The 26966-nt window shown below is 68.5% G+C and carries 29 protein-coding genes; 15 read left to right on the forward strand and 14 right to left on the reverse strand.

Going from position 1 to position 26966, the window contains the following annotated elements; all coding sequences use genetic code 11:
• Window positions 1-100: 100 nt before the first annotated feature.
• From CLV71_RS17595 to CLV71_RS17615, 5 genes are all read left to right on the forward strand, one after another.
• Window positions 101-1258, forward strand: coding sequence for a DUF262 domain-containing protein (locus CLV71_RS17595; RefSeq protein ID WP_133903820.1), 1158 nt, complete (start codon window positions 101-103; stop codon window positions 1256-1258).
• The gene (locus CLV71_RS17600) at window positions 1255-2004 is read left to right on the forward strand and encodes a HEPN domain-containing protein (protein WP_133903821.1); all 750 of its coding nucleotides are present in this window, start codon (window positions 1255-1257) and stop codon (window positions 2002-2004) included. The genes CLV71_RS17595 and CLV71_RS17600 overlap by 4 nt, the downstream gene beginning before the upstream one ends.
• 369 nt (window positions 2005-2373) lie before the next feature.
• Window positions 2374-2634, forward strand: coding sequence for a hypothetical protein (locus tag CLV71_RS17605; RefSeq protein ID WP_133903822.1), 261 nt, complete (start codon window positions 2374-2376; stop codon window positions 2632-2634).
• 55 nt (window positions 2635-2689) lie between these two features.
• Window positions 2690-3469, forward strand: coding sequence for a hypothetical protein (locus CLV71_RS17610; RefSeq protein ID WP_208297594.1), 780 nt, complete (start codon window positions 2690-2692; stop codon window positions 3467-3469).
• 103 nt (window positions 3470-3572) lie between these two features.
• The gene (locus CLV71_RS17615; protein WP_133903824.1) at window positions 3573-4700 is read left to right on the forward strand and encodes a toll/interleukin-1 receptor domain-containing protein; all 1128 of its coding nucleotides are present in this window, start codon (window positions 3573-3575) and stop codon (window positions 4698-4700) included.
• Between the two features lie 3 nt (window positions 4701-4703).
• Here CLV71_RS17615 and CLV71_RS17620 read toward each other — a convergent pair whose 3' ends face one another.
• Both CLV71_RS17620 and CLV71_RS17625 read right to left on the reverse strand, forming a co-directional pair.
• On the reverse strand, window positions 4704-5195 hold the full coding sequence (locus tag CLV71_RS17620; protein ID WP_133903825.1) for a TetR/AcrR family transcriptional regulator: 492 nt from the start codon (window positions 5193-5195) through the stop codon (window positions 4704-4706).
• A complete protein-coding gene (locus CLV71_RS17625) occupies window positions 5192-5617 on the reverse strand; it encodes an SRPBCC domain-containing protein (RefSeq protein ID WP_133903826.1) in 426 nt (141 codons plus the stop codon). Before CLV71_RS17625 ends, CLV71_RS17620 begins: the two co-directional genes overlap by 4 nt.
• 119 nt (window positions 5618-5736) lie before the next feature.
• Here CLV71_RS17625 and CLV71_RS17630 point away from each other — a divergent pair, with 119 nt between their 5' ends.
• Window positions 5737-6348, forward strand: coding sequence for an acid phosphatase (locus CLV71_RS17630; protein ID WP_133903827.1), 612 nt, complete (start codon window positions 5737-5739; stop codon window positions 6346-6348).
• On the forward strand, window positions 6341-6814 hold the full coding sequence (locus tag CLV71_RS17635; RefSeq protein WP_133903828.1) for a GNAT family N-acetyltransferase: 474 nt from the start codon (window positions 6341-6343) through the stop codon (window positions 6812-6814). The genes CLV71_RS17630 and CLV71_RS17635 overlap by 8 nt, the downstream gene beginning before the upstream one ends.
• A gap of 44 nt (window positions 6815-6858) precedes the next feature.
• On the opposite strand, the gene CLV71_RS17640 is transcribed toward CLV71_RS17635, so the two are convergent.
• Both CLV71_RS17640 and CLV71_RS17645 read right to left on the reverse strand, forming a co-directional pair.
• Window positions 6859-7584, reverse strand: coding sequence for a S1 family peptidase (locus CLV71_RS17640; protein WP_133903829.1), 726 nt, complete (start codon window positions 7582-7584; stop codon window positions 6859-6861).
• Between the two features lie 94 nt (window positions 7585-7678).
• Window positions 7679-8071, reverse strand: coding sequence for a hypothetical protein (locus CLV71_RS17645; RefSeq protein WP_133903830.1), 393 nt, complete (start codon window positions 8069-8071; stop codon window positions 7679-7681).
• A gap of 58 nt (window positions 8072-8129) precedes the next feature.
• On the opposite strand from CLV71_RS17645, the gene CLV71_RS17650 reads away from it, so the two are divergent.
• Window positions 8130-9065, forward strand: coding sequence for a diacylglycerol/lipid kinase family protein (locus tag CLV71_RS17650; protein WP_133903831.1), 936 nt, complete (start codon window positions 8130-8132; stop codon window positions 9063-9065).
• Between the two features lie 229 nt (window positions 9066-9294).
• Window positions 9295-9549 carry a WhiB family transcriptional regulator gene (locus CLV71_RS17655; RefSeq protein WP_133903832.1) on the forward strand — a complete coding sequence of 85 codons (255 nt, stop codon included), beginning with the start codon at window positions 9295-9297 and terminating at the stop codon, window positions 9547-9549.
• Window positions 9550-9619: 70 nt separating this feature from the next.
• Here CLV71_RS17655 and CLV71_RS17660 read toward each other — a convergent pair whose 3' ends face one another.
• From CLV71_RS17660 to CLV71_RS17680, 5 genes are all read right to left on the reverse strand, one after another.
• Window positions 9620-11110 (reverse strand): sensor histidine kinase, encoded by a 1491-nt coding sequence (locus CLV71_RS17660; RefSeq protein ID WP_133903833.1) that lies wholly within the window; start codon window positions 11108-11110, stop codon window positions 9620-9622.
• A 15-nt stretch (window positions 11111-11125) separates the two neighbouring features.
• Window positions 11126-11419, reverse strand: a complete 294-nt coding sequence (gene rsrA / locus CLV71_RS17665; protein ID WP_133903834.1) for a mycothiol system anti-sigma-R factor — start codon at window positions 11417-11419, stop codon at window positions 11126-11128.
• A complete protein-coding gene (locus CLV71_RS17670; RefSeq protein WP_166664141.1) occupies window positions 11416-12057 on the reverse strand; it encodes a sigma-70 family RNA polymerase sigma factor in 642 nt (213 codons plus the stop codon). The genes rsrA and CLV71_RS17670 overlap by 4 nt, the downstream gene beginning before the upstream one ends.
• Before the next feature lie 140 nt (window positions 12058-12197).
• Window positions 12198-12809, reverse strand: a complete 612-nt coding sequence (locus CLV71_RS17675) for an alpha/beta hydrolase family protein (RefSeq protein WP_133903836.1) — start codon at window positions 12807-12809, stop codon at window positions 12198-12200.
• The gene (locus CLV71_RS17680; protein WP_133903921.1) at window positions 12806-13558 is read right to left on the reverse strand and encodes an SOS response-associated peptidase; all 753 of its coding nucleotides are present in this window, start codon (window positions 13556-13558) and stop codon (window positions 12806-12808) included. Before CLV71_RS17680 ends, CLV71_RS17675 begins: the two co-directional genes overlap by 4 nt.
• A gap of 80 nt (window positions 13559-13638) precedes the next feature.
• Here CLV71_RS17680 and aroA point away from each other — a divergent pair, with 80 nt between their 5' ends.
• The 3 genes from aroA (at window position 13639) to CLV71_RS17695 (ending at window position 16796) form a co-directional block, all read left to right on the forward strand.
• Complete coding sequence (aroA, locus tag CLV71_RS17685; RefSeq protein WP_133903837.1) at window positions 13639-14904, forward strand: 3-phosphoshikimate 1-carboxyvinyltransferase; 1266 nt, start codon at window positions 13639-13641, stop codon at window positions 14902-14904.
• Window positions 14874-15926: a ribosome small subunit-dependent GTPase A gene (gene rsgA / locus CLV71_RS17690; RefSeq protein ID WP_424923883.1), complete on the forward strand. Its 1053-nt coding sequence runs from the start codon at window positions 14874-14876 to the stop codon at window positions 15924-15926. Before aroA ends, rsgA begins: the two co-directional genes overlap by 31 nt.
• A 72-nt stretch (window positions 15927-15998) precedes the next feature.
• Entirely contained in the window at window positions 15999-16796 is a 798-nt protein-coding gene (locus CLV71_RS17695; protein ID WP_133903839.1) for an SCO4651 family lipoprotein, read from the forward strand.
• A 43-nt stretch (window positions 16797-16839) separates the two neighbouring features.
• On the opposite strand, the gene CLV71_RS17700 is transcribed toward CLV71_RS17695, so the two are convergent.
• A complete protein-coding gene (locus CLV71_RS17700; RefSeq protein ID WP_208297595.1) occupies window positions 16840-17607 on the reverse strand; it encodes an alpha/beta fold hydrolase in 768 nt (255 codons plus the stop codon).
• A 32-nt stretch (window positions 17608-17639) separates the two neighbouring features.
• Entirely contained in the window at window positions 17640-20852 is a 3213-nt protein-coding gene (locus tag CLV71_RS17705; RefSeq protein WP_133903840.1) for a S8 family peptidase, read from the reverse strand.
• Window positions 20853-21214: 362 nt separating this feature from the next.
• Between CLV71_RS17705 and CLV71_RS17710 the strand changes: the two genes are divergently transcribed.
• Complete coding sequence (locus CLV71_RS17710) at window positions 21215-21721, forward strand: SigE family RNA polymerase sigma factor (RefSeq protein WP_133903841.1); 507 nt, start codon at window positions 21215-21217, stop codon at window positions 21719-21721.
• A complete protein-coding gene (locus CLV71_RS17715) occupies window positions 21718-22695 on the forward strand; it encodes an LCP family protein (protein WP_133903842.1) in 978 nt (325 codons plus the stop codon). The genes CLV71_RS17710 and CLV71_RS17715 overlap by 4 nt, the downstream gene beginning before the upstream one ends.
• A gap of 79 nt (window positions 22696-22774) precedes the next feature.
• Here CLV71_RS17715 and pruA read toward each other — a convergent pair whose 3' ends face one another.
• Both pruA and CLV71_RS17725 read right to left on the reverse strand, forming a co-directional pair.
• Entirely contained in the window at window positions 22775-24403 is a 1629-nt protein-coding gene (pruA, locus tag CLV71_RS17720) for an L-glutamate gamma-semialdehyde dehydrogenase (RefSeq protein WP_133903843.1), read from the reverse strand.
• 51 nt (window positions 24404-24454) lie between these two features.
• Window positions 24455-25111, reverse strand: coding sequence for a TetR/AcrR family transcriptional regulator (locus CLV71_RS17725; RefSeq protein ID WP_133903844.1), 657 nt, complete (start codon window positions 25109-25111; stop codon window positions 24455-24457).
• Window positions 25112-25190: 79 nt separating this feature from the next.
• Here CLV71_RS17725 and CLV71_RS17730 point away from each other — a divergent pair, with 79 nt between their 5' ends.
• Window positions 25191-26198, forward strand: a complete 1008-nt coding sequence (locus CLV71_RS17730; RefSeq protein ID WP_133903845.1) for a medium chain dehydrogenase/reductase family protein — start codon at window positions 25191-25193, stop codon at window positions 26196-26198.
• Here the strand turns inward: CLV71_RS17730 and CLV71_RS17735 are convergent.
• Window positions 26192-26911 (reverse strand): TrmH family RNA methyltransferase, encoded by a 720-nt coding sequence (locus CLV71_RS17735; RefSeq protein ID WP_243866533.1) that lies wholly within the window; start codon window positions 26909-26911, stop codon window positions 26192-26194. The two genes, CLV71_RS17730 and CLV71_RS17735, sit on opposite strands and share 7 nt — an antisense overlap.
• Window positions 26912-26966 lie beyond the last annotated feature (55 nt).

The raw sequence follows: 26966 nt of genomic DNA on the forward strand, positions 1-26966 counted from the left end.
TCGTCGAGGTGGACACGTTCCGAGCCATCCCAAAGATCTGCCCGCCTGACGAGGGCATCGACTACGTTGGCAGCACACGCAAGCTTTCGGAGGTCCAGAGATGACTCAGCCAGAGGACGAATTTGACGACTGGCACACGGACAGTCGCGACGTTGAGGAGCCAGAAGCGGTTCTTGACGAAGAAGACGCCCCTAGCTCTGTCAGTTTCTGGGAACAGAAGCAACGGTCCCTGCTCACGAGTGCCGTGGACTACAATCTCAGCTCCATTTCGAGCCTAATTAAAGCAAAGCAAATTGATCTTTCGCCTAAGTATCAGCGACGAAACCGCTGGGACGTGAAGCGGAAGTCGGCGCTAATCGAATCGTTCCTTATGAATGTTCCTGTGCCACCTATATTTCTCAATGAAGATGAATACGGGAAATATTCGGTAATCGACGGCAAGCAGCGCCTTACCGCCATTCACGAGTTTCTCCTAGGGCGATACGCATTGACTGGCTTGGATGTATTCGGCGAGTTGAACCATAAAACGTTCGATGACTTGCCCTCTACCCTTCAGACAGTGCTCGAGACTCGAGCTAACATCCGCGCACTCATCATCCTTCGACAATCCGACTCAGACATCAAGTTTGAAGTGTTTAACCGTCTGAACACCGGCGGCATGCGACTTAATCCACAGGAGATTCGCAATAGTGCCTGGCCAGGCGATCTCAACAACATGATTCTACAGGAATCCACGACGTCTGAATTTCACTCAGCCCTCGGAATAATTGATCGCAACAACTCGGCCATTTATCAAGAGATGCGCGATGCAGAGTTCGTCCTACGATATCTGACTTTTCATGATGTTTGGAGTACGTTCAGCGGCGGAATGGGGCGTCGAATGGACCAGTATATGGAGAGCAACCATTCGATGCACAAAGACGAGGTAGATGAGCTGCGGGAAAAATTCCGTAGCGCCGTTCGAAAAGCAACTGCCGCATTCGGCGAGTTCGCATTCCGCCGATGGCAGCCAGATAAGCGGTCCTGGCGGCAACAGGTTCTGGCCGCGGCTTTCGATGCTGAAATCTTCAGCGCTGACGCATACGAGGAAGACGCACTACGCGCACACCAAGCGATCTTGATAGAACGCCTCAAGGCCCTCTTCGAAGAAGCTAAGTTTCGCAAAGCAGTCGACGCTGGAACCAACACACCCTCGTTCTTTCGTGAAAGGATTTCTACGATTCACGATATGATCGGAGAGGTTCTAAAGGAGAAGTGACAGCGATTGATGACTTCAAGAGTTCACTGGACGCGGTCCACGCCCTGATTGCACTCGAGGACAAGCTACAGGACCCGCCAGCCCCGGAGCAGCGCGCAGCCTCTGATGGCCTTCGCGGCTCTGTTGTCGTACTGACACTCGCCTGCTTTGAAGGTTTTCTCCAAACGTTGTTCGAGGAACAGCTCGATCGAATCGTGCAAGCTAAGATACCGCTCGCCAATTACAATGATTCTCTTCGCGTTTCCGCTGTATTCAACTCGCTTGAATACGCGCACAAGGGCGATGTGGGAAACCAACAGAAGCGTCCAGAACGCATCCCCACATCTATCATGATCGCCAGAACGGTAGGTGCGGGAGGATTCTCACCACGAGCACTTTCTTCCACGAAGAGCAACCCAAATTCCGAAACAGTATCAAATATGTTCTCTGCAGTTGGCAGAAAGAGTGCATGGAATGCTTTGCAGGCTAGTTTCGTAAAGAGATGGCACGAGCCGGTTATTCAGACATTCTGCAAAGATAAGTTAGATGAGCTAGTTAGGTCTCGCAATCAAGTCGCCCACACTGCGGTTTCCAACCATATTGTTCGGTCGTATCTAACAGAGACTGCAGCATTTATTGACGCCCTAGGAGAAGCCGCCCTTGAGACGCTCGACTCTCATATCGAGTCGTGTATCTCCATGGCGCAGACACTGCAGCAGGCAGGATCTGCCGCTGAGGACGATTGGGCAAGTGATCCCGAGGGCTGAGTCTCCAGGAGACGGCAGGCGCCAGCTTAAGGCAGTTGCTCTACCCGACCTGTGCGAGCGGCGCCGGGTGGTACCGGACGAAGAGCCCAGACACCGTCGGATGAGATCGGCAAAGGCCCCTCTGAGGCGACCCAGACGCGGCCCAGAACGACCCGCCCAAGGCATAACCCCAGTTCAGGCCCCTGAGTGGTTGAGATCGACAAGATCTTCTGGGAGACCAAGCAGGGCTGAGGTCGCACCACTGAACGACGCTGACCAGCGGAAACTCTTCCGTAGGTTGGCGTCGTTTTCATTGGGGTGCGACCGGTAGCCACTGGTACCATGGTACCTGCTCGACCTGCTCACATCGTCCAGGGAAGGGTTTCGGTCATGCCTGCCGCCACCGCGCCCATCAAGGTAGACGCCGCGACTGATGCTCTCGTGTCTCACGCGGCTCATTTCATGTCGCGTTCGAAGAAGGACATCGTCGACGCGGCCGTACGTGAGTACATCGACGCACATCGTGACGAAATCAACGCCGGCATCAAGGCCGCACTTGGTCAACTCAACGGCTCCGACGTCACTGCCGTCTCATTGATGACCGGACTGAGCGCTGACGAACTCCAAGAACTAGGCGGCGTCCCGAAGTAGCATTATGCGTGTCCGCTGAATGCTGTCGTCAGAATGTTCTCTAGCATGGTGGACCGTGACCGGCCCCGACGGCGTACGCCCAACCAGACGCTGCCTCGACGATCTCGATGTAGCAGTCCCGGACTTGGGCCATCGGCTCGATGAGATCGACAACCCCATCATCGCCGCCGCCCAGGCGGTTCCTGAGCAGCGGGATGCCGGCGGAGCGCAACGAGTCCTGTCCCTCAGCGACAGAATCTGGTTCAAGGTCAAGACGAGCGATCAACGCGCAATCGCCACGCAGATAACCCGCAACGATCTTCTGGAAAAACATTCTTGGTGCATTGGCGGATGGTGGGTCGCGGCAGCGGGACACCGTCAGGCCGACAGCCCACAGCGTGACTTCTACGAATCGATCAGGCGTGAGTGCACTGGCAGAACCGTATCGACCGCTCGCCTCCTTCCGACCACCTGGGACCGAAACCGACTCGATGCGGAGCTGGCGGTTGCGTGGCGAACTGCGATGAAGCGGATGATAATCAGGCTCATCTGCACATCTCTCGGGACTGGCCGCGTGGCCGTGGCCCAGTTTCGAACACATCGCGTCAAGGCGCTTGTACGGGCAGACAGTGGCCATGAGGCATACCTGGCGATCATCGCCGAAGGCGTTCCGGATTCCCAGATATTCGCACAGCTCCTCGACTGCGTTCCCGGAGTCGCGTCTGACGACTGGCAACCCGAGCCGTCTCCCATCGCGGAGATGGAACCACTACCTGGAGAGATCGGCTGGTCGACGCTGTTCCCGTCGGAAGTCGCGAGCAAGATCCTCGCCCTCGGCAACGAAGGCACTCATTGAGCAATAATTGCCTCGTCAACCGGGCGGCCGGAACGGGACAGCTCAAGGACAAGAACTGGTCAGACGTTCGAAATCGGGTGCAGGTGCATTAGGTTCGTCGCTTGTGTCGATCGACGAATCCATGTCCACTCAGCTCCCCATTCGCTGCTTCCTGAGCTACGCGCGAGCGGATGACGAGGAATACGAGTTCATCCACGCCCTCAAGACGACCCTCGAGCACAACTGTTTCTCCCAGTGTGGGCGCAAACTCGAGGTGTTCCTCGACCGTGAGTCGATTGGCTGGGGTGACGACTGGCGCGACAGGATCGCCGACAGTCTCAACAACGCCACGGTCTTCATCCCGGTCGTCAGCCTTCAGTTCTTCGCGCGCGAAGCCTGTCGGGCCGAGTTGCAGGCGTTCCACGCTGCGGCCAAGAACCTCGGCGTCACCGAGCTGCTGCTCCCGCTCGTCGCGTTCGGCAAGGACCGGATCACGAGTGAGAGCGACGACGCGCTGATCCGCATGGTGGAGAAACTCCAGCACCTCGACATCCAGGACGCCGTTATCTCCGGTCCGAAGACCCGGGAGTGGCGCACGACGATGCTCGACATCGCGGCGCGGCTCGTTGCCGCGGTCGAGGGTGCCGAGAAGATCATCCAGGATCGCGGTGCGGCGTCGCTGGTCGACATCGCGCAGAACGGGAGCGTCTCCTCAGCAGGCGAGGACAACCATCTCGGCCTCTACGAACTCAATCTCCGCGTGCAAGCGGGGATATCGAGTTTCGAGACGTCTGCCAACGAGGCCGTCGGGAGCCTGGGGAACCTACTGACCGTCTTCCAAGGCAGCACACAACGCTTGAACAACGCGCCCCGCGACGTGACGACCGCTGTGGCCGCGGAGGTCGCACGGGACATCGAGGAAGTCACCATAAATATTCAGCGTGCCGGCGGTCAGATGGAAACCACCATCAGCGCGGTGGATGCCGACCTGCGCCAGTACCACGCGCTCATCATGGAGTTCGGGTCGGATGATATGAAGCAGACCATGAAACGCGATCTCGACGGACTGGAAAAACAGTTCTCCGAGATTCAGAACGTGATGGACGTGATGGCTGATTTCGTCAAGCAGATCCAGCCTGTGGAGGTGCTGAGCGCCCCGCTGCGCAAGGCGCTGCGTCCGCTCCGGCTCGGGGTGAACTCGATCCAGGTCGCGGTGGCGACGATGGAGTCCTGGACCAAGCTCGGACAGTGACGCTCACAGGAATGGGGTCAGCGCCGCTCGCCAGGTCTGGTCCAGGTCCGCGTCAGGGGGAAACCTGCCTGCCAGCTCCAGGTCCACCAGGCCGTGGGCCAGCGCCCACAACGCCCTGGCCCGGTGCTCGTCACCGCCCGCCGCGGCCACTATCGGGGCTGCCGCCGCGGCTTCCACCTCGGGCGGGATGACGTCCCGGCGCAGAGGGCGGCGCGTGGCCAGCTCGTACAGGGCCGGCCGGGCCAGCGCCCAACGCCGGTAGGCAGCCGTGATCGCCATCAGGTCGGTACCGGCCGAGGACAGCGTCCCGGTCAGGCCACGCAAGGCGCGTTCCTGCAGCCCCGCCTCGATGTCCTCCTTGTTGGCGATGTGCTTGTACAGCGACGGCGCCCGAATGCCCATCGCCTCCGCCACGCGGCGCATCGTCAGCGAGTCGGGGCCCTCCCGCTCCAGCAGCGACTCCGCCACGTCGAGGATCTCCTCCCTGCGGGTCACGCCACCACCCTCGCGCGCAGTGCCTCGTTCATCCTGCGGAAGCCCTCCTCCGTCCTGGTCAGCGTCGACGCGAGCAGGGGGACCAGGATGCCCGTGAACGTCTCCGACTGGGTCAGCCGGGTACCACCTTCGAACGGCTCCAGCGTGAACGAGTGGCGACCGTCGAACACGCCCGGCAGCACCACGCGGCCCAGCCACTCCAGGCGCCGCCCCTTCTCGCACACCGTCACCGTCGGGCGGAACGTCATCGCCTTGCCGTCCGGGGGCGCGATGCGGGCGACCAGCTTCTCGCCGACCGCGAGCCTGCCGGTCAGGGACTGGATGAACGGGTTCCACGTCGGGAACGCCTCGGTCGCGGTCAGTTCGGCCCACACGGCCTCGACCGGGGCCTCGATCTCGGTGGTGACGCTGATCCTGCGCATTTCCGGACTCCTTTCGTCGTGGCTAACGCTGTTAGCCCGACTCTAAGCTAACGGCGTTAGCCGCGTCAAGGGGGCCTGCCGTCACCCGTGCCGCGCCCGGGACCGGCACAATCCGAGTCATGTCTGGGCACCTGTACCTGCTTCGCCACGGTGAGACCGAGTGGTCACTCAGCGGGCAGCACACCGGCAGAACCGACATCCCCCTCACGGCCAACGGGGAGCGGCGAGCGGCCGACGCCGGGCGCATGCTCGCCGGGCTGCGCGGGGACGAGCCGCTGGCGCTCGTCATGTCCTCGCCCCGCAGCCGTGCGACGAGGACGGCCGAGCTGGCGGGGCTCTCCGTCACCGACGTGACCGAGGACCTCGCCGAGTGGGACTACGGCGAGTGCGAGGGCCTCACCACCCCGCAGATCCGCGAGACCATCCCGGACTGGACCGTGTGGACGCACCCCTGTCCCGGCGGTGAGACCGCCGAACAGGTCGGCGCACGGGCCCAGCGGGTTCTCGCCCGCGCCAGGAAGGCACTGGCCGACGGCGACGTGGTGCTCGTCGGGCACGGGCACTTCGGTCGCGTGCTCGTGGCCACCTGGCTCGAACTACCCCCTACCGAGGGCGTGCGCTTCGCGCTCGACGCCGCCGCCGTCTCCGAACTGGGCGACGAGCGCGGGGTGCCACAGATCCGTCGGCTGAACGTACCGCCCCTGCCCGAGCGAGGACTCCCCCATGTCTGAGATCCGCCGCATCCGTCCGTCCGATGTGGACGTCGTGGTCAAGCTGGTCCACGCGCTCGCCGCACACGAGCGGGCGCCCCAGGAGTGCCACCTGACGGCCGAGTCACTGCACGACGCCCTCTTCCGCTCCTCACCCGCCCTGTTCGGCCACGTGGCCACCGTGGACGACGAGGTCGTCGGCTATGCCCTGTGGTTCCTCAACTACTCGACCTGGCGTGGCACGCACGGGATCTACCTCGAGGACCTGTTCGTCCTGCCGGAGCACCGGGGAACGGGCCTGGGCAAGGGTTTGCTCACCGAGCTGGCCGCGGAGTGCGTGCGGCGCGGGTACTCCCGCCTCGAGTGGATGGTGCTGGAGTGGCTGAAGCCCAGCATCGAGTTCTACGAGTCGATCGGCGCGGTGCCCCAGGACGAGTGGCGGCTGTTCCGGCTGACCGACGAGCCGTTGCGGCGGCTGGGTTCCTGAGCGGCAGGGGACGCCGCGAGCCGCGGCGTCCCCCTGCCGAAAGGTCACACGCCCGCGACGCTCGCGATCCAGTCGCGGTACACCGTGACGTTGCCGTACGCCGTGAAGCTCTGGCGGTCGCTCGTGGACGCGACGCCGATCTGCACGTAGCTGCCGTCCGGCGCCGTCGCGAACATCGGGCCACCCGAGTCGCCGCCCGCGGTGATGCCGTCGACGCGGTTGGCGCAGACCGCCGTGCCGCCGATGTAGTCCGAGCAGCTGATCGACGAGACGCTGACGTTCGCGACCTTCAGCAGCTGCGCCTGGCACTCGATCTCCGGGCGGTCCGTGCACGTCGCGCCCCAGCCGTACACCTGGACGGTGTCGCCGACCGCGACCGCGCCTGGACTGCCGAGTGGCGAGTACGTCGCCGAGACCGCGTGGTCCAGCTCCACCAGCGCCAGGTCCGCCGACGGATGCGTGTGGATGGACACGCCGGTCGCCGACTCGCCCTGTGTCTGGTCGAGACTGCCGATGTGGAACGTGTAGGTGCCGCTCCCCGCGACACAGTGTTGCGCGGTGAGGATCCAGGTCGGCGCGATGATGGTCGCGGAGCAGTTCTCCTGGCCGTCGACGAACAGACGCGCTGCCCACGGGCCGGAAGACGCGTTGCCGCCGTCGATGATCGCCGGGCCGACAGTGCCGCCCGGTTCGTCGGCGCCGGCCTGTGGTGACAGGAACAACGCCAGTGCCACACCCGCCAGAGCCGCCCCGACACGACTGAGACGCATTTGATCACCTCGATACCGTGACTGTGAGTCACGGAGCAGGGTTAACAAGGACCTCTTCAGCGTCACGCGTTCGTGTGAGATCCACTACCCGCCGTTAGTCGGGATCCTCGCGACCCATCACCCAGGTACGTGCGGCGGGGTTGAGCAGCAGATACAGCACGCCGATGCAGACGATGGCGATCGGGATGCCGTAGGCCGCCTGGCCGGACGGGACCGTCACGTACCCGGCGATGCCGATCAGGATGAGCTGGACCACCACCGCGGGGCTTCGCGCACCGCGCCTGCCGAGCACGAGCGCCACCCCGAAGCCGATGACCGCGGCGGCCATCAACGCGAAGAACCCGGCCTCGCCGAAGCGGTCCTTGCTGGTGAGAGTGCCCGGCGCGAACGCGAGGACGACCGCGAACACGAGCCCGACGAGGCCCTGCAGCCCGATGACGGCCCCGGCGATCCGGACGGTCCTTGGGGCGTCGGCGTCGAGTCGCACTGTGTGGCCTTCCCCGCGAGATCCTACGAACGTCCCGAATCGTAGCTACGCTGCCGGTGTGCGTGCCGTGCTGGTAGTGAACCCGAAGGCGACCGCGACCACCGCGGCCGGCCGGGACGTGCTCGCGCACGCACTGGCCAGCGAGGTCAAACTCGACGTCATCGAGACCGACTACCGGGGCCACGCGATGGCCGCCGCCGCGCAGGCGATGGTGGACGGCGCCGACCTGGTGGTCGCGCACGGTGGCGACGGCACGGTGAACGAGGTCGTCAACGGACTGCTCGCGAGCGGGCCGAGCAGCTCGGTGCCGATGCTGGGCATCGTGCCGGGCGGGTCGGCGAACGTGTTCGCGCGCTCCCTCGGCGTGCCGCGCGACCCGGTCGAGGCGACGCACCAACTGCTGCACGCGCTGGAGGACAGACGCAAGCGGCGGGTCGGGCTCGGCCGTGTCGAGCCGGGTGCGCCGGGCGAGGCGCCCCGCTGGTTCACGTTCAGCGCGGGGGTCGGCTGGGACGCCGACGTCGTGGCCGAGGTGGACCGCAAGCGGGGCAAGAAGGCGAGCCCCGCGCTGTACCTGCGGGTCGCGCTGACGCAATACCTCAGACCGGCACACGGCGAGCCCCGGCTGACGGTCGAGATCCCCGGTGAGGAACGGGTTTCCGACCTGCGGCTGGTCTTCGTGTCCAACACCGACCCGTGGACCTACCTCGGCTCGCGGCCGATCCACCTCAACCGCGGCACGGGCTTCGACGGCGGGCTCGGCGTGTTCGCCCTGCACAGCCTCGCTCTACCGACCGTGGTTCGCCATCTCCGTCAGGCGATCAGTCAAAAGGGTGAGACCAAGGGGCGCAAACTGCTGCGCCGTGACAATGCTCCCGGACTGCGCATCACAAGCGAAACTCCCGTCCAAGTGCAATGCGACGGAGATCTGATCGGCTCGCGTACCAGCGTGGAGATTTCGTCGGTCATGCATGCCCTCACGGTGGTCGGGTAACCCCTCCGGACGGTCGCCCGGAGGGCGCCGGGGGTTGCACAGCTGTGACCTAATTGTTGCTCTCCGCAGCGGCAGGCCTCTGACGTCGAGCTTTCGGGTGAGTTCGTGTACTCGGTGATGAAGGGGTCTTGACATATGGCTGGTTCGTGAAAGCATTCACAAGCACCCCAAACGACCGGTTGACGACTAGAGGCGCACCGGAACGCGCCCAAGCGAGGAGCAAGTAGAAATGGACTGGCGCCACAACGCGGCCTGCCGTGACGAGGACCCGGAGCTGTTCTTCCCCGTGGGGACCAGCGGTCCTGCCATTCTGCAGGTTGCCCAGGCGAAGGCCGTTTGCCATCGCTGCCCCGTCGCTTCCGACTGCCTGACCTGGGCGCTCCAGAGCGGTCAGGATGCGGGCGTCTGGGGCGGGATGAGTGAGGACGAGCGGCGTGCGCTCAAGCGTCGCAATGCTCGGGTCCGCACACGCAGCAATATCTGACCAGCGAAGCGAAACCCGCCAGGGCCCGGTACCACCGCACAGGTGCCGGGCCTTCGTGCGTCTCGAGTGGCTAACGCCGGTGGGACAGCGGAACCCTGAGCTGGGCTTCCGTGCCGCCCCGCTGCCTGCCGCGCAGCGAAAGGGAACCACGCAGCTCGGACTCCACGAGCGTGCGGACTATCTGTAGCCCCAGGCCGTTCGAGCGTTCGAGTGAGAACCCCCGTGGCAGGCCCCGGCCGTCGTCGGTGACCGACACGTCCAGCCAGCGGGCCGAGCGTTCGGCCGACACCACCACCTCGCCGCTCGCCCCGGGCGGATAGGCGTGTTCCACGGCGTTCTGGACCAGCTCCGTGAGGACCATGACCAGCGGGGTGGCCACCTCCGCCGCCACGACCCCGAACTGGCCCGTGCGGCGGACCCGCACGTGGTTCTCCGCGACCGCCACGTCGCCGACCACCGGGATCACCTTGTCCACCAAGGAGTTCAGGTCCACCCGCTCGTCGACCGACGTCGAGAGCGCCTCGTGGACCGCCGCGATCGCCGCGACCCGGCGGACCGACTCGCCAAGAGCGGCCCTGGCCTCCTCGCTCGCCGTGCGGCGGGACTGCAGGCGCAGCAACGCGGCCACCGTCTGCAGGTTGTTCTTCACCCGGTGATGGATCTCGCGGATCGTCGCGTCCTTCGACATCAACGCACGGTCCCGGCGCCGGACCTCCGTGACGTCACGGACGAGCACCAGCGCACCCGCCGCCTTGCCGCCCGGACGCAGTGGCAGGGCACGGAACAACACCGCCGCGCCACGACCGGACTCCGCCTCCGCCCGCATCGACGGCTGGCCGTCGAGGGCCGCCAGGATGCGCTGCGCTATCTCCGTCGCGTCGAACGGATCCGCGATCAGGCCCCGGGTCAGCGGTGCCAGGCGCACGCCGATCAGCTCCGAGGGGTGACCCATGCGGTGGTAGGCCGACTGTGCGTTCGGGGACGCGAACACGACCGCGCCCGTCGGGTCCAGGCGGATCAGGCCGTCACCGACCCGGGGGGACGTGTGCACGTCCGGCGCCGGTTCGGAGGTCGGGAAGCTGCCGTCCGCGATCATCTGGCACAGGTCGGCCGCGATGCCCAGGTACGCGATCTCCAGTGACGACGGCACCCTCGGCACCGCGAGGTCGGTCTCCCGAGACAGGACCGCGATCACCCGGTCGTCGTAGGTCACCGGGATGGTCTCGCGTCGGACGGGTACGCCCAGGTACCAGGACGGGTCCTCCTCGCGGCACACCCGGCCTTCCGTCATGGCCCTGCGTAGCTGCGGGTGGTCGGCGACACCCACGCGGGTGCCGACGACGTCCTCCGGGTGGGCGGTGGGTGCCGTGGTGGCACGCGCCTGCGCGACGCACAGGTAGTCGTCCAGCGCGGGGCCCTCGCCGACGGGCACCCACATCAGCAGGTCCGCGAACGACAGGTCCGAGAGCAGCTGCCACTCGGCCACGACCATCTGCAGGTGATCGACCTCGCCACCGGAGAGCTTCGTGTGCTCGGCGAGTAGGTCCGAGAGCGTCGACAAGGCGCTAGTCCACCGTCACTGGGTGTCGGACCTGTCCTGTATGACCACGCCCTGCTCCACGACGGTCTTCCTGATCTCGGCGCGGAGCCGCGCCTTGAGCGAGTCCGGGGCGTGTTCGCCACCGCACTTGCGGGCCAGCAACACCTTCAGGTGCTCGTCGATGCCGTACTGCTCGAGGCACGGACTGCACTCGTCGAGGTGCTGCTCCAGAAGCAGGCGACGCTTCTCGTCGCATTCGTGGTCAAGGAACAGCCACACCTCGGACAGCACCTCCGAGCAGTCGGTGTCATGTGGTTCGCCGCAGCTCATGATCCGGTCACCTCACGGTCGGACGACCGCAGGAAGCCGCGGTCACGTGCGACCCCTGCCAACAGGTCGCGCAGCTGCCGACGGCCACGGTGCAGTCGAGACATCACCGTCCCGATCGGCGTGTGCATTATCTCCGCGATCTCCTTGTAAGCGAAGCCCTCGACGTCGGCGAGGTAGACCGCGAGGCGGAACTCCTCGGGCAGCTGCTGCAGCGCCTCCTTCACGTCGTTGTCGGGGAGGCGGTCCATCGCCTCGATCTCCGCGGAGCGGAGCCCGCTCGACGTGTGCGACTCGGCCTGCGCGAGCTGCCAGTCGGTGATCTCCTCGGTCGGTGACTGCTGCGGCTGCCGCTGCCTCTTCCGGTACCCGTTGATGTAGGTGTTGGTGAGGATCCGGTACAGCCAGGCCTTGAGGTTGGTGCCCGCCGAGAACGACGCGAACGCGGCGTACGCCTTGAGGTAGGTCTCCTGGACCAGGTCCTCGGCGTCGGCCGGGTTGCGGGTCATCCGCAGCGCGGCGGAGTACAGCTGGTCCAGCAGCGGCATGGCGTCGCGCTCGAAGCGCTCTGCCCGCTCCTGCTCGGTCTCAGCCTGCGGGTTTGGCTGGGTTTCGGTGCTCGGCACCGTGCTCCCTTCCAGTCGGAACAGTCCCGTCGTCGGAATCGCACAGGACCCCTGTGAGGATACGCGGCGAGTCTGAGTCAGCACGTCCACGTCAACGCCGGGCCCGCCCCGCTCATTCCTTCGTGAACGGTGCTGTGTCCTGCCTCATCAGGCGCTCAGCCGTGGGGGCGCAGGATCCGGCCGAGCCACTCCTCGACCGTCCTGGAGACCGTCTTCAGGTCCCTCTTGAGCGAGTGGTCTCCCGGGAGGGCGAGGATCTCGCGGTGCTGGGCGGGGCCCGGCATGCCGAACGGGTCGGACTCGCCCTGGACGACCAGTGTCGGCACCGTCACGGCGTCCAGCTCGGGCATCCGGGTCTTCTCCGGCCTGCCCGGCGGGTGCACCGGGAAGGCGAGGCACAGCACGGCCACCGCCTGGCCCTCCGCCGACGTGCGGCAGGCCACGCGGGCGCCGGAGGACCGGCCGCCGAACACCAGCGGCAGGTCGTGGAACCACTCCGCCGTCAACGCCTCGACGACCGCGAGCCACGCGGTGTCCAGCTGCTTCGCCGGGGCAGGCGCACGCCGGCCCGCCACCCGGTAGGGCTGCTCGACCAGCGCCACGTGCACGCCGGCCGCCGCGGCTGCCCGGGAGGCCGCGACCAGGTCGGGTGCGCCGACCCCACCGCCCGCGCCGTGGCCGAGCAGCAGCGCCGCACGGCCCTCCTCGGCACAGTGCAGCTCCGCACGGGCGGGCCCGTGCGGGGTGTCGATCGTCAGCGTCGTCATCGGTCGAACAGCGTCAGGTCCGCCTTCTCTTCCTCACGTGCCAGCAGCTCGGGTCCGTTGTTGCGGACATTGTTGACCTTCGTGGACACCGGGCGCAGCTCGAGCGACTCCACCAGCTCGAGCGGCGGCGGCGTCGCGAGCAGCTCCGAGACCTCGTCGACGTCGGGGTCCAGCCAGGCCGCCCACGAGTCCGGGGACATGAGCAGCGGCATCCGGTCGTGGATGTCGGCGAGCGGGCCGACCGCGTCCGTGGTCAGCACCGCCGCGCTCACCACCGGCGGCCCGTCCTTGTCCTCCGGGTCGCGCCAGACCGTCCACAGGCCTGCCATGGCGAGGCTGTGCCCGTCGGGACCGGTCATGAAGTACGGCTGCTTGACTTTGCCGTCACGCTTCCACTCGAACCAGCCGTCGGCGGGGACCAGGCAGCGCCGCTTGGCGACGGACGTGCGGAACGCCGAGGTCGTGGCGGCCTTCTCGGCACGCGCGTTGATCATCCTGGCGCCGATGGACCTGTCCTTCGCCCACGCGGGGATCAGGCCCCAGCGCATGACCCGCAGGCTGCGCACGGTCGTCGACGGGTCCGGCTCGCCGTCCTCGTCGCGAGGGTGGCGCTGCACGACGGCCACGACGTCCTTGGTCGGCGCGACGTTGTAGTCCGTCGCGGGCGCGTGGTCGTCCGTCTCGTCGAGCGCGTCGAACTCGGCGGCCAGCGTGGCCGGGTCCTTCGTGGCCGCGTATCTCCCGCACACCTCGATCACCTCCCTGCAGGCCATCGTGTCACCTACCGACAGTCTGCACCGCGTCGACCGAGGTGCGGGATCATCAGTGCATGACCCAGCCGTGGAACGCGCCGTTCGCGACCGAGCCCGTCCGTGCCACCGTGGCTGTGCCGGGCTCGAAGTCGATCACCAACCGGGCGCTGGTGCTCGCCGCGCTGAGCGAGCGGGGCGGCACGCTGACCGGTGCGCTGCGCAGCCGGGACAGCAAGCTGATGATCGACGCACTGCGTGCGCTCGGCGTGCCCGTCGACGAGGGTGACCAGGTCGTCGTGGGCCCTCACCAGGGGCTGCGCGGTCCGTCCGAGGTCGACTGCGGGCTCGCGGGCACGGTCATGCGGTTCGTGCCGCCCGCCGCGGCCATCGCGGACGGGGACGTGCACTTCGACGGTGACCCGAGGGCGCGGGAACGGCCCATGAGCACGGTGCTGGACGCGTTGCGTGCGCTCGGCGCGGCGGTCGACGGCGACGCGCTGCCGTTCACCCTGCACGGCAAGGGCGCGCTGCCCGGCGGCACGGTCACGATCGACGCGTCGGCGTCGTCCCAGTTCGTGTCGGGGCTGCTGCTCGCGGGTGCCAGGTACGACTCCGGCCTGACCGTGCACCACGACGGCAAGCCGGTCCCCTCGCTGCCGCACATCGAGATGACCGTGGCGATGCTGCGTGCGGCCGGGGTGACGGTCGACGACAGCGCGCACAACACGTGGCGTGTCGAACCGGGACCGATCGAATCACGCGACTGGGTGATCGAGCCGGACCTGTCGAACGCGACGCCGTTCCTCGCGGCCGCGGCCGTCACGGGTGGTTCCCTGACGATCCCCGGCTGGCCGGAGCACACGACCCAGCCGGGTGATGTCTTCCGGGAGATCGCGGCCGGGATGGGCTGCACCGTCCAGCACGACGAGCACGCGCTGACCCTCACCGGCCCCGACGAGCTGACCGGCATCGACTTCGACCTGCACGACGTCGGCGAGCTGACCCCGACCGTCGCCGCGCTGGCCGTCCTGGCGAACGGGCCGAGCGTCCTGCGGGGCATCGCCCACCTGCGCGGCCACGAGACGGACCGGCTCGCCGCGCTGGCCACCGAGATCAACAAGCTGGGCGGCGACGCCACCGAGACCGACGACGGCCTGGTGATCAGGCCGAAACCACTCGGCGCGGGGTTGTGGCTGGCCTACGAGGACCACCGGATGGCCACCGCGGGCGCGGTGATCGGCCTGAAGGTGGCCGGTGTCCGGGTCGACGACATCGGCACGACCTCGAAGACGCTGCCGGACTTCCCCGCCATGTGGGACCGGATGCTCGGCGCGGCGGGGTGACCCCGCGCGGCCGGCGATCGGACTGGAAGCGCCTGGACGAGTCCGACGTCCGGGTGCGACCGGGAAAGGGCACCCGGCCGCGCAGCAAGCGGAGGCCGGAGCACGCCGACGCGCGGGCCGCGATGGTGACCGCGGTCGACCGGGGCCGCTGGACGTGCGCGCTGGATGGCAAGCCCGACCAGCAGGTCGTCGCGATGCGTGCCCGCGAGCTGGGCCGTACGCCGATCGTCGTCGGCGACCTCGTCGACCTGGTGGGCGACACGTCGGGCAGGCCGGACACGCTCGCCCGGGTCGTGCGGGTGGCCGACAGGTCGAGCGTGCTGCGCCGCACCGCGGACGACAACGACCCGTACGAGCGCGTGGTCGTCGCCAACGCACAACAGCTGCTGATCGTGTGCTCCCTCGCCGATCCCCCGCCCCGCACGGGTTTCATCGACCGCTGCCTCGTCGCCGCGTTCGCGGGCGGGCTCAAACCCGTGCTGTGCCTGACGAAGTCGGACCTCGCCTCGCCTGCCCAGGTGGTCGCGGCGTACGCGGACCTGGACCTGCCGACACTGGTGACCCGCAGCGACCAGGAGCCCGACGAGGTGCGCGAACGGCTGGCGAACCAGGTGTCCGCGCTCGTGGGGCACTCCGGCGTCGGCAAGTCGACGCTGGTGAACAAGCTGGTGCCGGACGCCTTCCGCGCGGTGAGCGCCGTGAGCGCGGTCGGCAAGGGCCGCCACACCTCGGTGGGCGCGATCTCCCTGCCGCTGCCCGGCGGCGGCTGGGTCGTGGACACCCCCGGCATCCGGTCCTTCGGGCTGGCGCACATCGAGCCGGACGACATCGTGGCGGCGTTCCCGGAGTTCGTCGAGGCGGTCGAGGAGTGCCCGTCCAACTGCGGACATCTCGGGCCGCCGGAGGACCCGGACTGCATGCTCGACGTGGTCACCGAGGAGGGCAGGGCGACACCTGGGCGCCTGGAGTCGGTCCGCCGCCTGCTCACGTCCCGTGCGCGACTCGACGAGTACGCGGACTGAGCACCCGGAGTAATCGACTGCGCCGTTCAGTCTAGTGTGGTGCTCTCATCCACCTGAGGGAGAGAGCGACCTATGCGGAAGGCAGTCCTCGCACTGGGCGCGTTCGCGTTGGCAGTGGCAGTGGGCGCGTGGATCGGCAACGGCGACAGCCCCGAGCGCGCCGCCGCGTCGGCGGAGCTGTTCGTGCTGGCGAAGTCGATCGGCGACGAGACCACGCGAGCGGGCTCGGCGCACATGGCGATCATCGCGTCCGGCGCGGACACGGAGACGAAGGGCAGCGGCGACGTCAGGTTCGCCGCCGAGGACGCGGCGATGGCGCTCGACCTCACGACGGAGAAGGGCGCGATCCCGACGGTGCAGGTGGGCGGGACGCTGTTCATGCGGCTGCCGCAGGAGGTCGCGCCGGGCAAGCCGTGGCTGGAGATCGACCCGTACGGCAGGAGCCGGCTGTCGAGGATGTTCGGCCCGCTGAACGACCAGCTGAGCAAGGCCGCCGACCCGCACACGACACTGCGGGCGTTCCACCAGGCCGGCGAGATCACCGCCGCGAGGGACGAGGACCTGGACGGCAGGAAGGTCCGGCACTACACCATTTCCGTCGACGTGGCGCGGGTCGCCCAGACCCAGCTGACCCCGGCGTCGCGGCAGGCCATCCAGGCCGCGCTCGCCGGCGGCATGACGAACTTCGGGGCCGAGCTGTGGGTCGACGAGCAGGGCCTGCCCGCCAGGTTCACCCTCGACTCCCCCGCACAGGATGGCTCTGGCCGCGTGACGTCACTGAAACTGCGGGTGGACTACACGGACTGGGGCACCCCGGTGACGATCACCGCGCCGCCCGAGGACCAGATCGTCAAGGGCAAGGCCGACTGACGGAAGGACGTCCCCGCCGCACCCGGCGGGGACTCCTCCGCGCTCAGACGGCGTCGAAGTGCTCGGCCAGCAACGCGTTGACCGCGTCCGGGCGCTCGACCGCCAGCGAGTTGCCCGCACGTTTCACCGTGACGTGGTGGGTGTTCGCGGCGGTGTCGGCGATGCGCTGGGAGTGCGGTCTCGGGTAGACGTTGTCCTCGTCGGCGGACAGGACCAGCATCGGGACCGTCGCGTCCACCAGCTCGTCCAGCACGCCCTTGCGGGACAGCACGCCCTCCGCGGCCGTCAGTGCCGAGGAGTCCAGCGCCCCGAAGTGCTCGCACCACCGGTCCCGCAACGCGACCCGCTCGGTCAGCGTGGTCTCGCCGAACATCAGGGCGTCCAGTGGCAGGATCGTGCACTCCTCCGGCTCCTCGTCCGCCGAGGACGCCAGGACGGCGGCCGATCGCACCAGCTCGGGATGCCGGGCGACCAGCCGCAACACGACGAACCCGCCCATCGCGTTGCCGACGAGGTGTGCTGGCCCGAGGGACAGCGCCTCGATCAGGGCCGCCGCGTCCTCGGTCAGGGTGTCCATGTCGACGCTCGACGAGCGGGCGCTGCCGCCCTGGCCGCGGTGGTCGTAGGTGACCACGCGGAACGCCCGCCCGAACCGCGCCACCTGCGCCTCGAACATGCTCCTGTCGAAGTACAGGGAATGGCTGAACACCACGGCGGGGCCGTCGCCGCCGGTGTCGTCGTAGGCCAGCGTGGTGCCGTTGACTTCGATGGTGGGCAACGCCGCCCCCTCCTGGTCAATGGTCTCGACCATCCCATTATGAGGGCGGCGCCGCCGGATCGCGCTTACTTCAGGGCATACGCGCGGATGATCGTCTCCTTCGTGCTGTTCCCGTCCTGGTCACCGGTGCTCGCCCGCAGGGACACGAACGCCGCGCCCCTCGGGTGGTCGACGGTCGCCTGCCACTGGTCGTGGTCGCGCGTGACCCTGACGGGCCGCCACGTGGCGCCGTCGTCGTAGGACACCTCGACCACCGGCGTGCTCACCCTGCCCACCGGTCCGCCGTTGCGTTCCACGGTGACCGGCAAGGAGAACCGCCTCCCGGCAGGCGCGAAGTTGTGGTCGTCCAGGTTCGGCCTGAACCGGACGGCCAGCAGCGGCAGCTGGGCCGGATCATCGCCGTCGACGTGCCCCGACCTGAACGTCCACTCCCCACTGACCACTGTGGACAGTCGGGCGCCGGTGCGGTTGAGCGTCGACCGCAGCGTGTAGTTCGCCACCTCGGGGTCGAGGGTTATCCCGCCACCGCCCGGGTACGGGTCCTCCGCGATGACCTCGCCGTTGCGCAACAGGGTCGTGGAGCCCTCGCCGATCGCGAAGCCTGCCCGTCCCGTGCCCTGGTCGGTGGCCATGGGCAGGTTGAGACGGGTGTCGTCACCGAGTCGCGCGGCGAAGTAGTACCCGGCGCTGGTGTCCGGCCACGCCGGTCCGTACACGCCGACGTTCCAGCGTTCCCTCGTCGTGGCACCGCGCTTGTACACCTTGGGCGCGGCCTGCAGGAGGGTCGACACCGTCTCCTGCCCGCTCGGGTCGGAGATCTCGTCGAACTGGGCGTCCCACGGCACGTCCGGCGTGTAGTACTCGGTCAGCGTCGCGGGCAGCTTCATCGTGACGAAGTACTCCCGCCTGCCGTACGCGTCCGGTGTGGCCGCCGCGTACTCGGCCCGCACCTTCGCGAGCTGGCGGTCGTGCACGGTCCACCGCAGCGTCGACGGGACGACACCGTCCTCGACGTGCCGCACGTTGTACAGGTACGGGCTGCCGTCGAAGGACGTGCCGTTCCACGCGGCCATGCGTTCCTCGGCCGTGAAGGTGAACCTGCCCTTCTTGGAGGTCGTCGACGGCTTGATGGAGAAGTCGTCGAAGTTCGGGATGTACGCGGTCGTACCCGTTGGGCCCCAGTCGGTCTCGAGCGCGAACTGGAACATCGCCGTGCCGGTCCTCGCGTCCGGCCGGTCGACCGTGAAGGCGACCTTCTGCGCCTCCCGCGCGTCCACCGTCAGCGACGTGTCGCCGGTGACCGTGAAGGCCGGTTCGGCGAAGTTGGCGAACAGGTAGTCGGACGGGGCCTTCTCCGTCTGCACCGTGGCCTCGAAGTAGAACTCGCCCTTCGGCAGACGCACGACGACCGTGCCGGACGGGTCGTAGGGCAGGTACGCCTTGGGGTTGTTCACGTCCACGAACCGGTAGAAGTAGTTCTCGGTCGCGGAACCGTTGTGGTCGAGGAAGCGCACCGTGACGTCGTAGCTCTCGACCTCGCGGGTCACGGCGAACGGCGTGCGCACGGTCTGGCCGCTACCGGTCGCGATGATCTCGCCGCCGTACTGGCCGTCCGGTGCCTCGACCCTGGTGTCGGTCGTGATGGTCGCACTGGCCTGGCCGCCGGCAGGCACGGTCAGCGACGCGGGCGAGATCGTGAACATTCCCGACGGCGCCGCGGTTCCACCCGGGCCGGTCATCTCGTCGGACAGGTCGAGCGTGACCGGTTCGGTCCCGGTGTTGGTGTAGGTCAACGTCTTCGCGACCGGTTGGTCGTCGTCGTGCGGCCACTGCACGACGCCGTTGCTGATGCTCGCAGGCGACGCGGAGACCGTCGAGGTCGTGGCCTTGGCGACGTCGACGCGACCGGCACCCTGGTCGTACACGCTCACGCCGCCGGTCGGCTCGGCGCTGCCCATGAGCGTCGCCTTGAGCTGGTCAGGGGTCCAGTCCGGGTGCTCGCCGGCGAGGATGGCCGCGGCGCCCGCGACGTGCGGGGTCGCCATGGACGTGCCGGACAGGGAGACGTACCCGTCGGCGGCGGGGTCGCCGATCATGCCGTTCGCGGCCTTCGCGGCCACGATGTCCACGCCCGGTGCGGTGATGTCCGGCTTGAGGACCTCGTCGATCCTGCCGCGGCTGGAGAACTCGGCGAGCTGGTCGTCGCGGTCCACGGCGCCGACGGTGAGCGCCGAGTCCGCGGCGGCCGGACTGCCCACGAGGTAACCGGAGTTGCCTGAGGCGACCACGAACAGCGCGCCGGTCTCGGCGGTGAGCCGGTTGACCGCCTGGGACATCGGGTCGGTGCCGTCACTCCAGTCCCCGGTGCCGAGGCTCATGTTGACGACGTCGGCGCCGCTGCGGGCCGCCCACTCCATCCCCGCGATGATCCACGACTCCTGGCCGCCGCCGAAGTCGTTGAGCACCTTGCCGTTCAGCAGCCTCGTGTCCGGCGCGACGCCCTTGTACGTGCCGCCGGACGCCGCACCGCTGCCGGTGATGATCGACGCGACGTGCGTGCCGTGCCCGAAGTGGTCGTCCGCGTCCCCGGCGTCGCTGAAGTTCTGCGCCCCCGTCACCGCGTCCGCGAGATCCGGGTGCGACACGTCGATCCCGGTGTCCAGCACGGCGACCGTCGTGCCCGCACCCGTGTGACCTGCGGCCCAGGCCGCCGGCGCGCCGATCTGCGGCACCGAGTGGTCGAGGCTCGCCCGCACCGGGCCGTCCAGCCAGACGTGCTCGGCTGTCCTGGCGGTCGCCCAGAACGTGGCCGACCGGTCGGCCGACACGGCGGTGGCACCCATGGCGGGCAGCTCACGGCTGACCTGCGCACCGGCCGCCCTCGGGGTCCTGCCCCCGAAGTCGACGATCAGCGGCAGCGTGGTCCGCGACGCGTCGTCGTACTTCGCACGGACCAGCTCCGTGACGTCGAACAGCCTCGGGTCGAGCGTTCCCTGTGACAGCGGGGTGACCGCGTCCGAGGGGATCACGTGCGTGTCGCCCTGCTCGTCCTCGCGGGTGAAGAAGGCGATCTGCTCGCGGCCCTTCGCCGCACGCACCGTCACGCCACGCATCCCGCCGAGCGTGACCTTGTCCCCGGTCAGCAGTGTCACGGTCGGGCCGGCACCGGACGCCGCGACAGCCCCCGCGGCATCCGGTGCGGCCCACGCGGACGGCGCGACGACGCCGACCGCGAGCACGGCGGCGAGCAGGCTCGGCAGAGCCCGTTTGTAGATCATCAACCCCTCCAGGCGCCATGCGGTGACTCCTCGCCGGTCACCGCGGCTAGTGATCCATACGTCACTACCTGTTGCCTGGTTGCCCTGCTCACGTTCACAGGTTCGCCTCGGCCGCGGACTCTCGATGTCGCACTCAACAACCGGCCGGTTCGCGGCGTTCTAGTGCCGTGTCCAGGTGGGGAGGGTCGTTTATCCGTGGATCCAGGTGGTCGCTGGCAAGGCGCCGGGAAGCCGCTCGTACCGGGTTGTACTCGGGCTTTCCGGCAACGCCGCCAGCGGCCGCCTGGGCCGCGGAGAAACGTGCCCTCCTCGCCTGGACGCGGCACTAGTGTCGACCCTCATCGAGAAGGAACGGAGTCGCGGTGCTGGACACCTTCGACCGGTTCGCGGCCGATCGCATCGATCGGCTGCTGCGCTTCACCACGGCGCTGACCTGTGACCCACACCTCGCGCAGGACGTGGTGCAGGAGGTACTCGTGCGCGTGCAACACCGCTGGGCGCGGATCGGGCCCATGCCCGGGCGCGACCAGTACGTCCGCCGCATGATCGTCAACGAGTACCTGTCGTGGCGGCGCAGGAAGGCGTCGAGAACCGTGGCCGCCACGCACAGCACGCTGGACGCCCTCGGTACGCCGACCGCCGACCCGGCCACGGGCTACGCCGAACGGGAGGCCATGCGTGGCCACATCGCCCGGCTGCCGCGCAAACAGCGGGCCGCACTGATGCTCCGCTACTACTGCGACCGCGACGACGCCGAGATCGCCGACCTGCTCGGCTGCTCGACCGGCACGGTCCGCAGCCACATCTCACGCGCGCTCAGCACGCTGCGCGCCACCCACCAGCACGCCGTGCGGGAGGCACTGTCATGACCAACGACCGCACAGAACAGCTGATCAGGGACGCCTTCGCCGACGAGGCGGCACACGCCGTCGACTCGCGGGAGGTGCTCGCCGCCGTGCGTGGCAGGAAGCCGCGCCGGTCCTACGGGCTCGTGCTCGCCGCCGCGGCCGTCGTGGTGGTGGTCGCCGCCGTCGCGACCTTCGTGGTGCCGAAGGTGTTCCGGGAGAGCACGCCGGCCGCGACGCAGCAGCACCAGCAGGCCACCGACGCGATCACGCCGACCAACGTGCTGGTCGTCGGCACGGACGCGAACGACTACACGGACTCGATCGTGCTGGTCCGCCTCGCCGAGGACGGCACGACCAGTGTGATCTCGCTGCCGCGTGACTCGTGGGTGTCCTCGGCGGGCACCATGACCAAGCTCAACCAGGTCTACAAGAACTCCGGCATCGACGGTCTGGCGGCGGCGGTCGGCGACCTCACCGGCGCCCCGGTCGACCACTGGGCCGTGGTCGACACGACGGCGGTCGCCGACCTCGCCGACGCGGTCGGCGGCGTCGAGGTCTGCCTTCGTCGGGCCACGTCCGACCTCTACTCCGGCGCGGACTTCGTGGCAGGCAGGCAGGTCATCTCCGGCGACGCGGCGCTGCCGTTCGTCCGGCAGCGGCACGGGCTGCCGCACGGCGACCTCGACCGGGTCGTCCGCCTGCAGGTCTTCCTGCGTTCCGCGTTGGCCAAGGTGACCGTGCGGCAGCTGCCAGCGCTGCTCGACGCTGTCGGGGACCACGTCAGGATGGATCCCGGCCTGGACGCGATCGGCTTCCTGCAGGACGTGCTCCAGGGCGGCAAGCTGCGCTACGCCACGATCCCGGTCGGGGACGTCGACTTCCAGACCCCGGAGAGCGGCTCGGCGATCGAGGTCGACCCGGCGCAGGTCAGGCAGTTCGTCACGGACCTGCCGAGCACGCCACCGGCGAGCGGCGGCCTGCCCTGCGTCAACTAGCCGGCCCCGCTGAACGCACTGAAGGACGCCTTCGTAACGCTGGGCGTAAGGAAGGCGTCCTTCAGTGCGGTTGGGCCGCTCAGCCCATGTGGGGGTAGCCGTGCTCGGTCGGCGGGACGAACGTCTCCTTGACCGAGCGCGGGCTCACCCACCGCTGCAGGTTGTAGATCGAGCCCGCCTTGTCGTTGGTGCCGGAGCCCCGGCTGCCGCCGAAGGGCTGCTGCCCGACGACCGCGCCGGTCGGCTTGTCGTTGACGTAGAAGTTGCCCGCCGCGAACCGCAGGGTCCGGTGGGCCTCCTCGATCGCGGCCCGGTCGGTCGCGAACACCGCGCCGGTCAGCGCGTACGGGGTCGAGGTGTCGGCCAGCTCCAGCACCTTGCCGTAGTCGCCGTCGTCGAACACGTGCACCGCGAGGATCGGCCCGAACCACTCGGTGGTGAACACCTCGTTCGTCGGGTCGGAGCCGAGCAGGACCGTCGGCTGGACGAAGTAGCCGACCGAGTCGTCCGCGGTGCCGCCGGTCAGGACCTCGAGTGTCGAGGTCGCCGACGCCGTCAGCAGCACGCCCTTGTGCTTGGCGAACGCCCGCGCGTCGATGACCGCGCCGCCGAAGTGGCCGAAGTCAGTGACGTCCCCGAAGGACAGCGACTTCGTGACGTCGACCAGCTGCTCACGCACGCCGCTCTCCCACAGCGACCGGGAGATGTAGGCACGCGAGGCCGCCGAGCACTTCTGGCCCTGGTACTCGAACGCGCCGCGCACGAGCCCGGTGACCAGCGACGCGGGGTCGGCCGAGCGGTGCGCGATCACGAAATCCTTGCCGCCGGTCTCGCCGACGATCCTCGGGTAGGACCGGTACGTGTCGAGGTTGTCGGCCATGAGGCGCCACAGGTGCTTGAACGTCTTCGTGGAGCCGGTGAAGTGCAGGCCCGCGAAGTCCGGGTCGGCCATCGCGACCTCGCTGACCGCGGCGCCGTCGCCGGTGACCATGTTGATCACCCCGGGCGGCAGGCCCGCGGCCTCCAGCAGGCGCATCGTGAAGTGAGCGGCGAGCTGCTGGGTCGGCGACGGCTTCCACACGACCGTGTTGCCCATGAGCGCGGGCGCGGTCGGCAGGTTGCCCGCGATGGCCGTGAAGTTGAACGGCGTGATCGCGGTGACGAACCCGTCGAGCGGCCGGTGGTCGAAGCGGTTCCAGATGCCGGGGCTCGAGCCGGGCTGCTCGGCGAGGATGCGGCGCGCGAACTCGACGTTGTACCGCCAGAAGTCGATCAGCTCGCAGGCGCTGTCGATCTCGGCCTGCTGCACGGACTTCGACTGCCCCAAGACGGTCGCGGCGTTGAGAGTGTCGCGCCACGGCCCCGAGAGCAGGTCAGCGGCACGCAGCAGCACGGCGGCACGCTCGTCGAACGGCAGCTCCCGCCAGGCGGGCGCGGCCTGCTTGGCCGAGGCGACCGCGTCGGCGACGTCCTTTGCGGTGGCGTGCGCGGTGACGCCGAGCACGTGCCGGTGGTCGTGCGGCTGGACCACGTCGATCGGGTCGCCGCCCGCCATCCGCCGCTCGCCGCCGACGGTCATGGTGAGCTCGTGACGCTCATCCTCCAGCTCGGCGATCCTGCGCCGCAGTGACTCGGTCTCGGCACTGCCCGGCCGGTACGTGCGAACCGGCTCGTTGACCGGCACGGGGACGGACGAAACGGCGTCCATGGTGTGGCGCCTCCTGCTTCTCTCAAGGCTTGTGGCTTACCGTCCATCCTGTCACGAGTCGTCGGGCCACCACCCCGTCAGCGCCGTCACCTCGGCGTCGAACAGCGACCCGGGATCGACCCCGATCAGGGTGAGCTGACCGGCGGTCTCGAGGCTGAGGTGGCCGTGCAGCCGCGACCACGCGACGAGCCCCCAGTGCAGCTGCCGGGGTGTCAGGTCGCCGTAGGACATCCGCTCGCCCCACGCCCTGAGCTGTCCCGCGAGCTTCCCCCTGCCGGGTGGCGCACTGTCCTCGCCGACAGCGGACAGCAACGCGGCCATGCTTCGGCTCGCTGCCGCCAACGTGTGCTCCGGTGCCTCGTAGCCGGGGATCGGGGTGCCGAAGAGCAGCAGGTACCGGTGCGGTGCCGCGAGCGCCCACGCACGCATGGCGTGCGCGCCCGCCCGCAGCCTGGCCGCCGGGGTTTCCACGTCGGTGATCGCCCGTTCGAGGGTGTCGGCCAGGTCGTGGTAACCGTCGGAGATCAACTCGGTCAGCAGCGCGTCGCGGTTGGCGAAGTAGCGGTACAGGGCCGGGCCGGTTACCCCCATCCGCTTGCCGATGGCGTTCACGGAGACGCCCGCAACGCCGTGCTCGGCGAGCTGCTCCAACGCGATGCGCTTGACCTCCTGCCGGGTCTGCTCCCGGTAGGCCTGCCGTCGGTCCACGTGCCACTCCGTCCGCTTGACAACCGAAGTCTAACACCCTCTAATTAGAGTTAGAACCTCTAACAGAAGGAGCGGGACGATGGAGATCGTGCTGACCGGCAGGGGCGGACCCGAGATGCTGCGGACCGACGACACGGACGCACCGGGGCCCGGCAAGGGCCAGGTGCGGGTTCGGGTGCTCGCGAGCGGCGTGAGCTTCGCGGAGGTGCAGATGCTGGGGCACCGCTACCCGATGCAGCCGAAGTACCCGTTCGTGCCGGGTTACGACCTGGTGGGCGAGGTGACGGCGGTCGGGCAGGACGTGTCCGGCGTGGCCGTCGGCGACCGGGTGGCGGCGCTGATGGTGACCGGCGCGTGGCGCACGCACGTGCTGGTGCCCGCGAACCGGCTGGTCCCCGTGCCGGACGGCCTCGACTCCGGGGTGGCAGCGGCGGCGACCATGAACGGTGTGACCGCGTGGCAGATGGTGCACGAGACCGCGCGTGTGCGGCAGGGGCAGACCGTGCTGGTGCACGGCGCGTCGGGCGGCGTCGGCACGCTGCTGGTGCAGCTCGCGGTCGCGGCGGGCGCACGGGTGCTCGGCACAGCGTCGAAGGGCAAGCACGACGCGGTCCGCGCGCTCGGGGCCGAGCCGATCGACTACCGCGAGGACGTCGCGGCCGCGGTCCGCGCGCTCGCCCCGAAGGGCGTGGACGCCGTGTTCGACCACCTGGGCGGGGACAGCCTCGCCCAGTCGTACGCGCTGCTGGCAGACGGCGGCATCCTGGTCAACTACGGCTCCGCGTCGACCCTGAAGGACGACAACCACTGGGCGGTGCCGTACGTGCGGACCATGGGCCGCTTCGCGGGCTGGTGGCTGGGCAGGCTCGCCGGCCGGGCACGTGGCCGCAGGGCGAGCTTCTACTACGTCAAGCCCAACGCGTCGTTCAACCGGGCGCTGCCGGAGGTGTACCGGCTGGTCTCGGCGGGCACGCTGACCCCGGCCATCGAGACGCGGCTGCCGCTGGAGGACGCCGCGGAGGGCCTGCGGATGCTGCTGGCGGGCGGGGTGACGGGCAAGATCGTGCTCGAGGCCTCAGCTCACTGAGTGCCGCGGCGCACGAGGTCGAAGCACAGCACGGCCGCCGCGCTCGCCACGTTGAGCGACTCCACCCCACCTGCCATCGGGATCGACAGCAGGCCCGTGACCAGCCGCCGGACCTCCTCGCTCACCCCGTCGGTCTCGCCGCCCAGCACGTAGGCCGCCCGGCGCGGCAGCTGCGCGTCGAACAGCGACTGGCGGGCGTCGCCTGCCAGCGCGTACAGCGGGTAACCGGCGTCGCGGAGCGCGCGGCAGGCCTCCTCGGCCGTGTAGCAGCGCAGGATCGGCGCGTGGAAGGCCACGCCCGCGGAGGCCTTCACCACCAGCGGGTCGATGCTCGCCACACCACGCCTCGGCACGACGATCCCCTCGACGCCCGCCGCCGTGGCGGTCCGCAGGATCATGCCGACGTTCGCCGGCGTGGTGACCCCGTCGAGCACGAGCACCCTGGCAGGCCGCCTCGCGAGTGCGTCGTCGAGCCTGCGCATGCGCGGCGCGACGACGTCCGCGAGCACGCCCTGGTCCTGCTTGCCGTTGCCTGCCAACACCTTCACCCGGTGCGCACTCGCCCGCTCGACCCGCACGGACCGCGCGCCCGCCGCGTCGATGATCTCCTTCGCGGCGGCGCCCCTGGCGTTGTCGGCGAGGATGACCTTGTCCACGTCGAGCCGCCGGTCGGCGAGCGCCTCCAGCACGGGCTTGCGACCGAACACGGTCACGAACCGGTCCTTCGGTGATTGGCCTGCCACGGAGGAAGAGCATGTCACGTGCGCG

The organism is Actinophytocola oryzae, assembly GCF_004364325.1.
GTDB lineage: Bacteria > Actinomycetota > Actinomycetes > Mycobacteriales > Pseudonocardiaceae > Actinophytocola > Actinophytocola oryzae.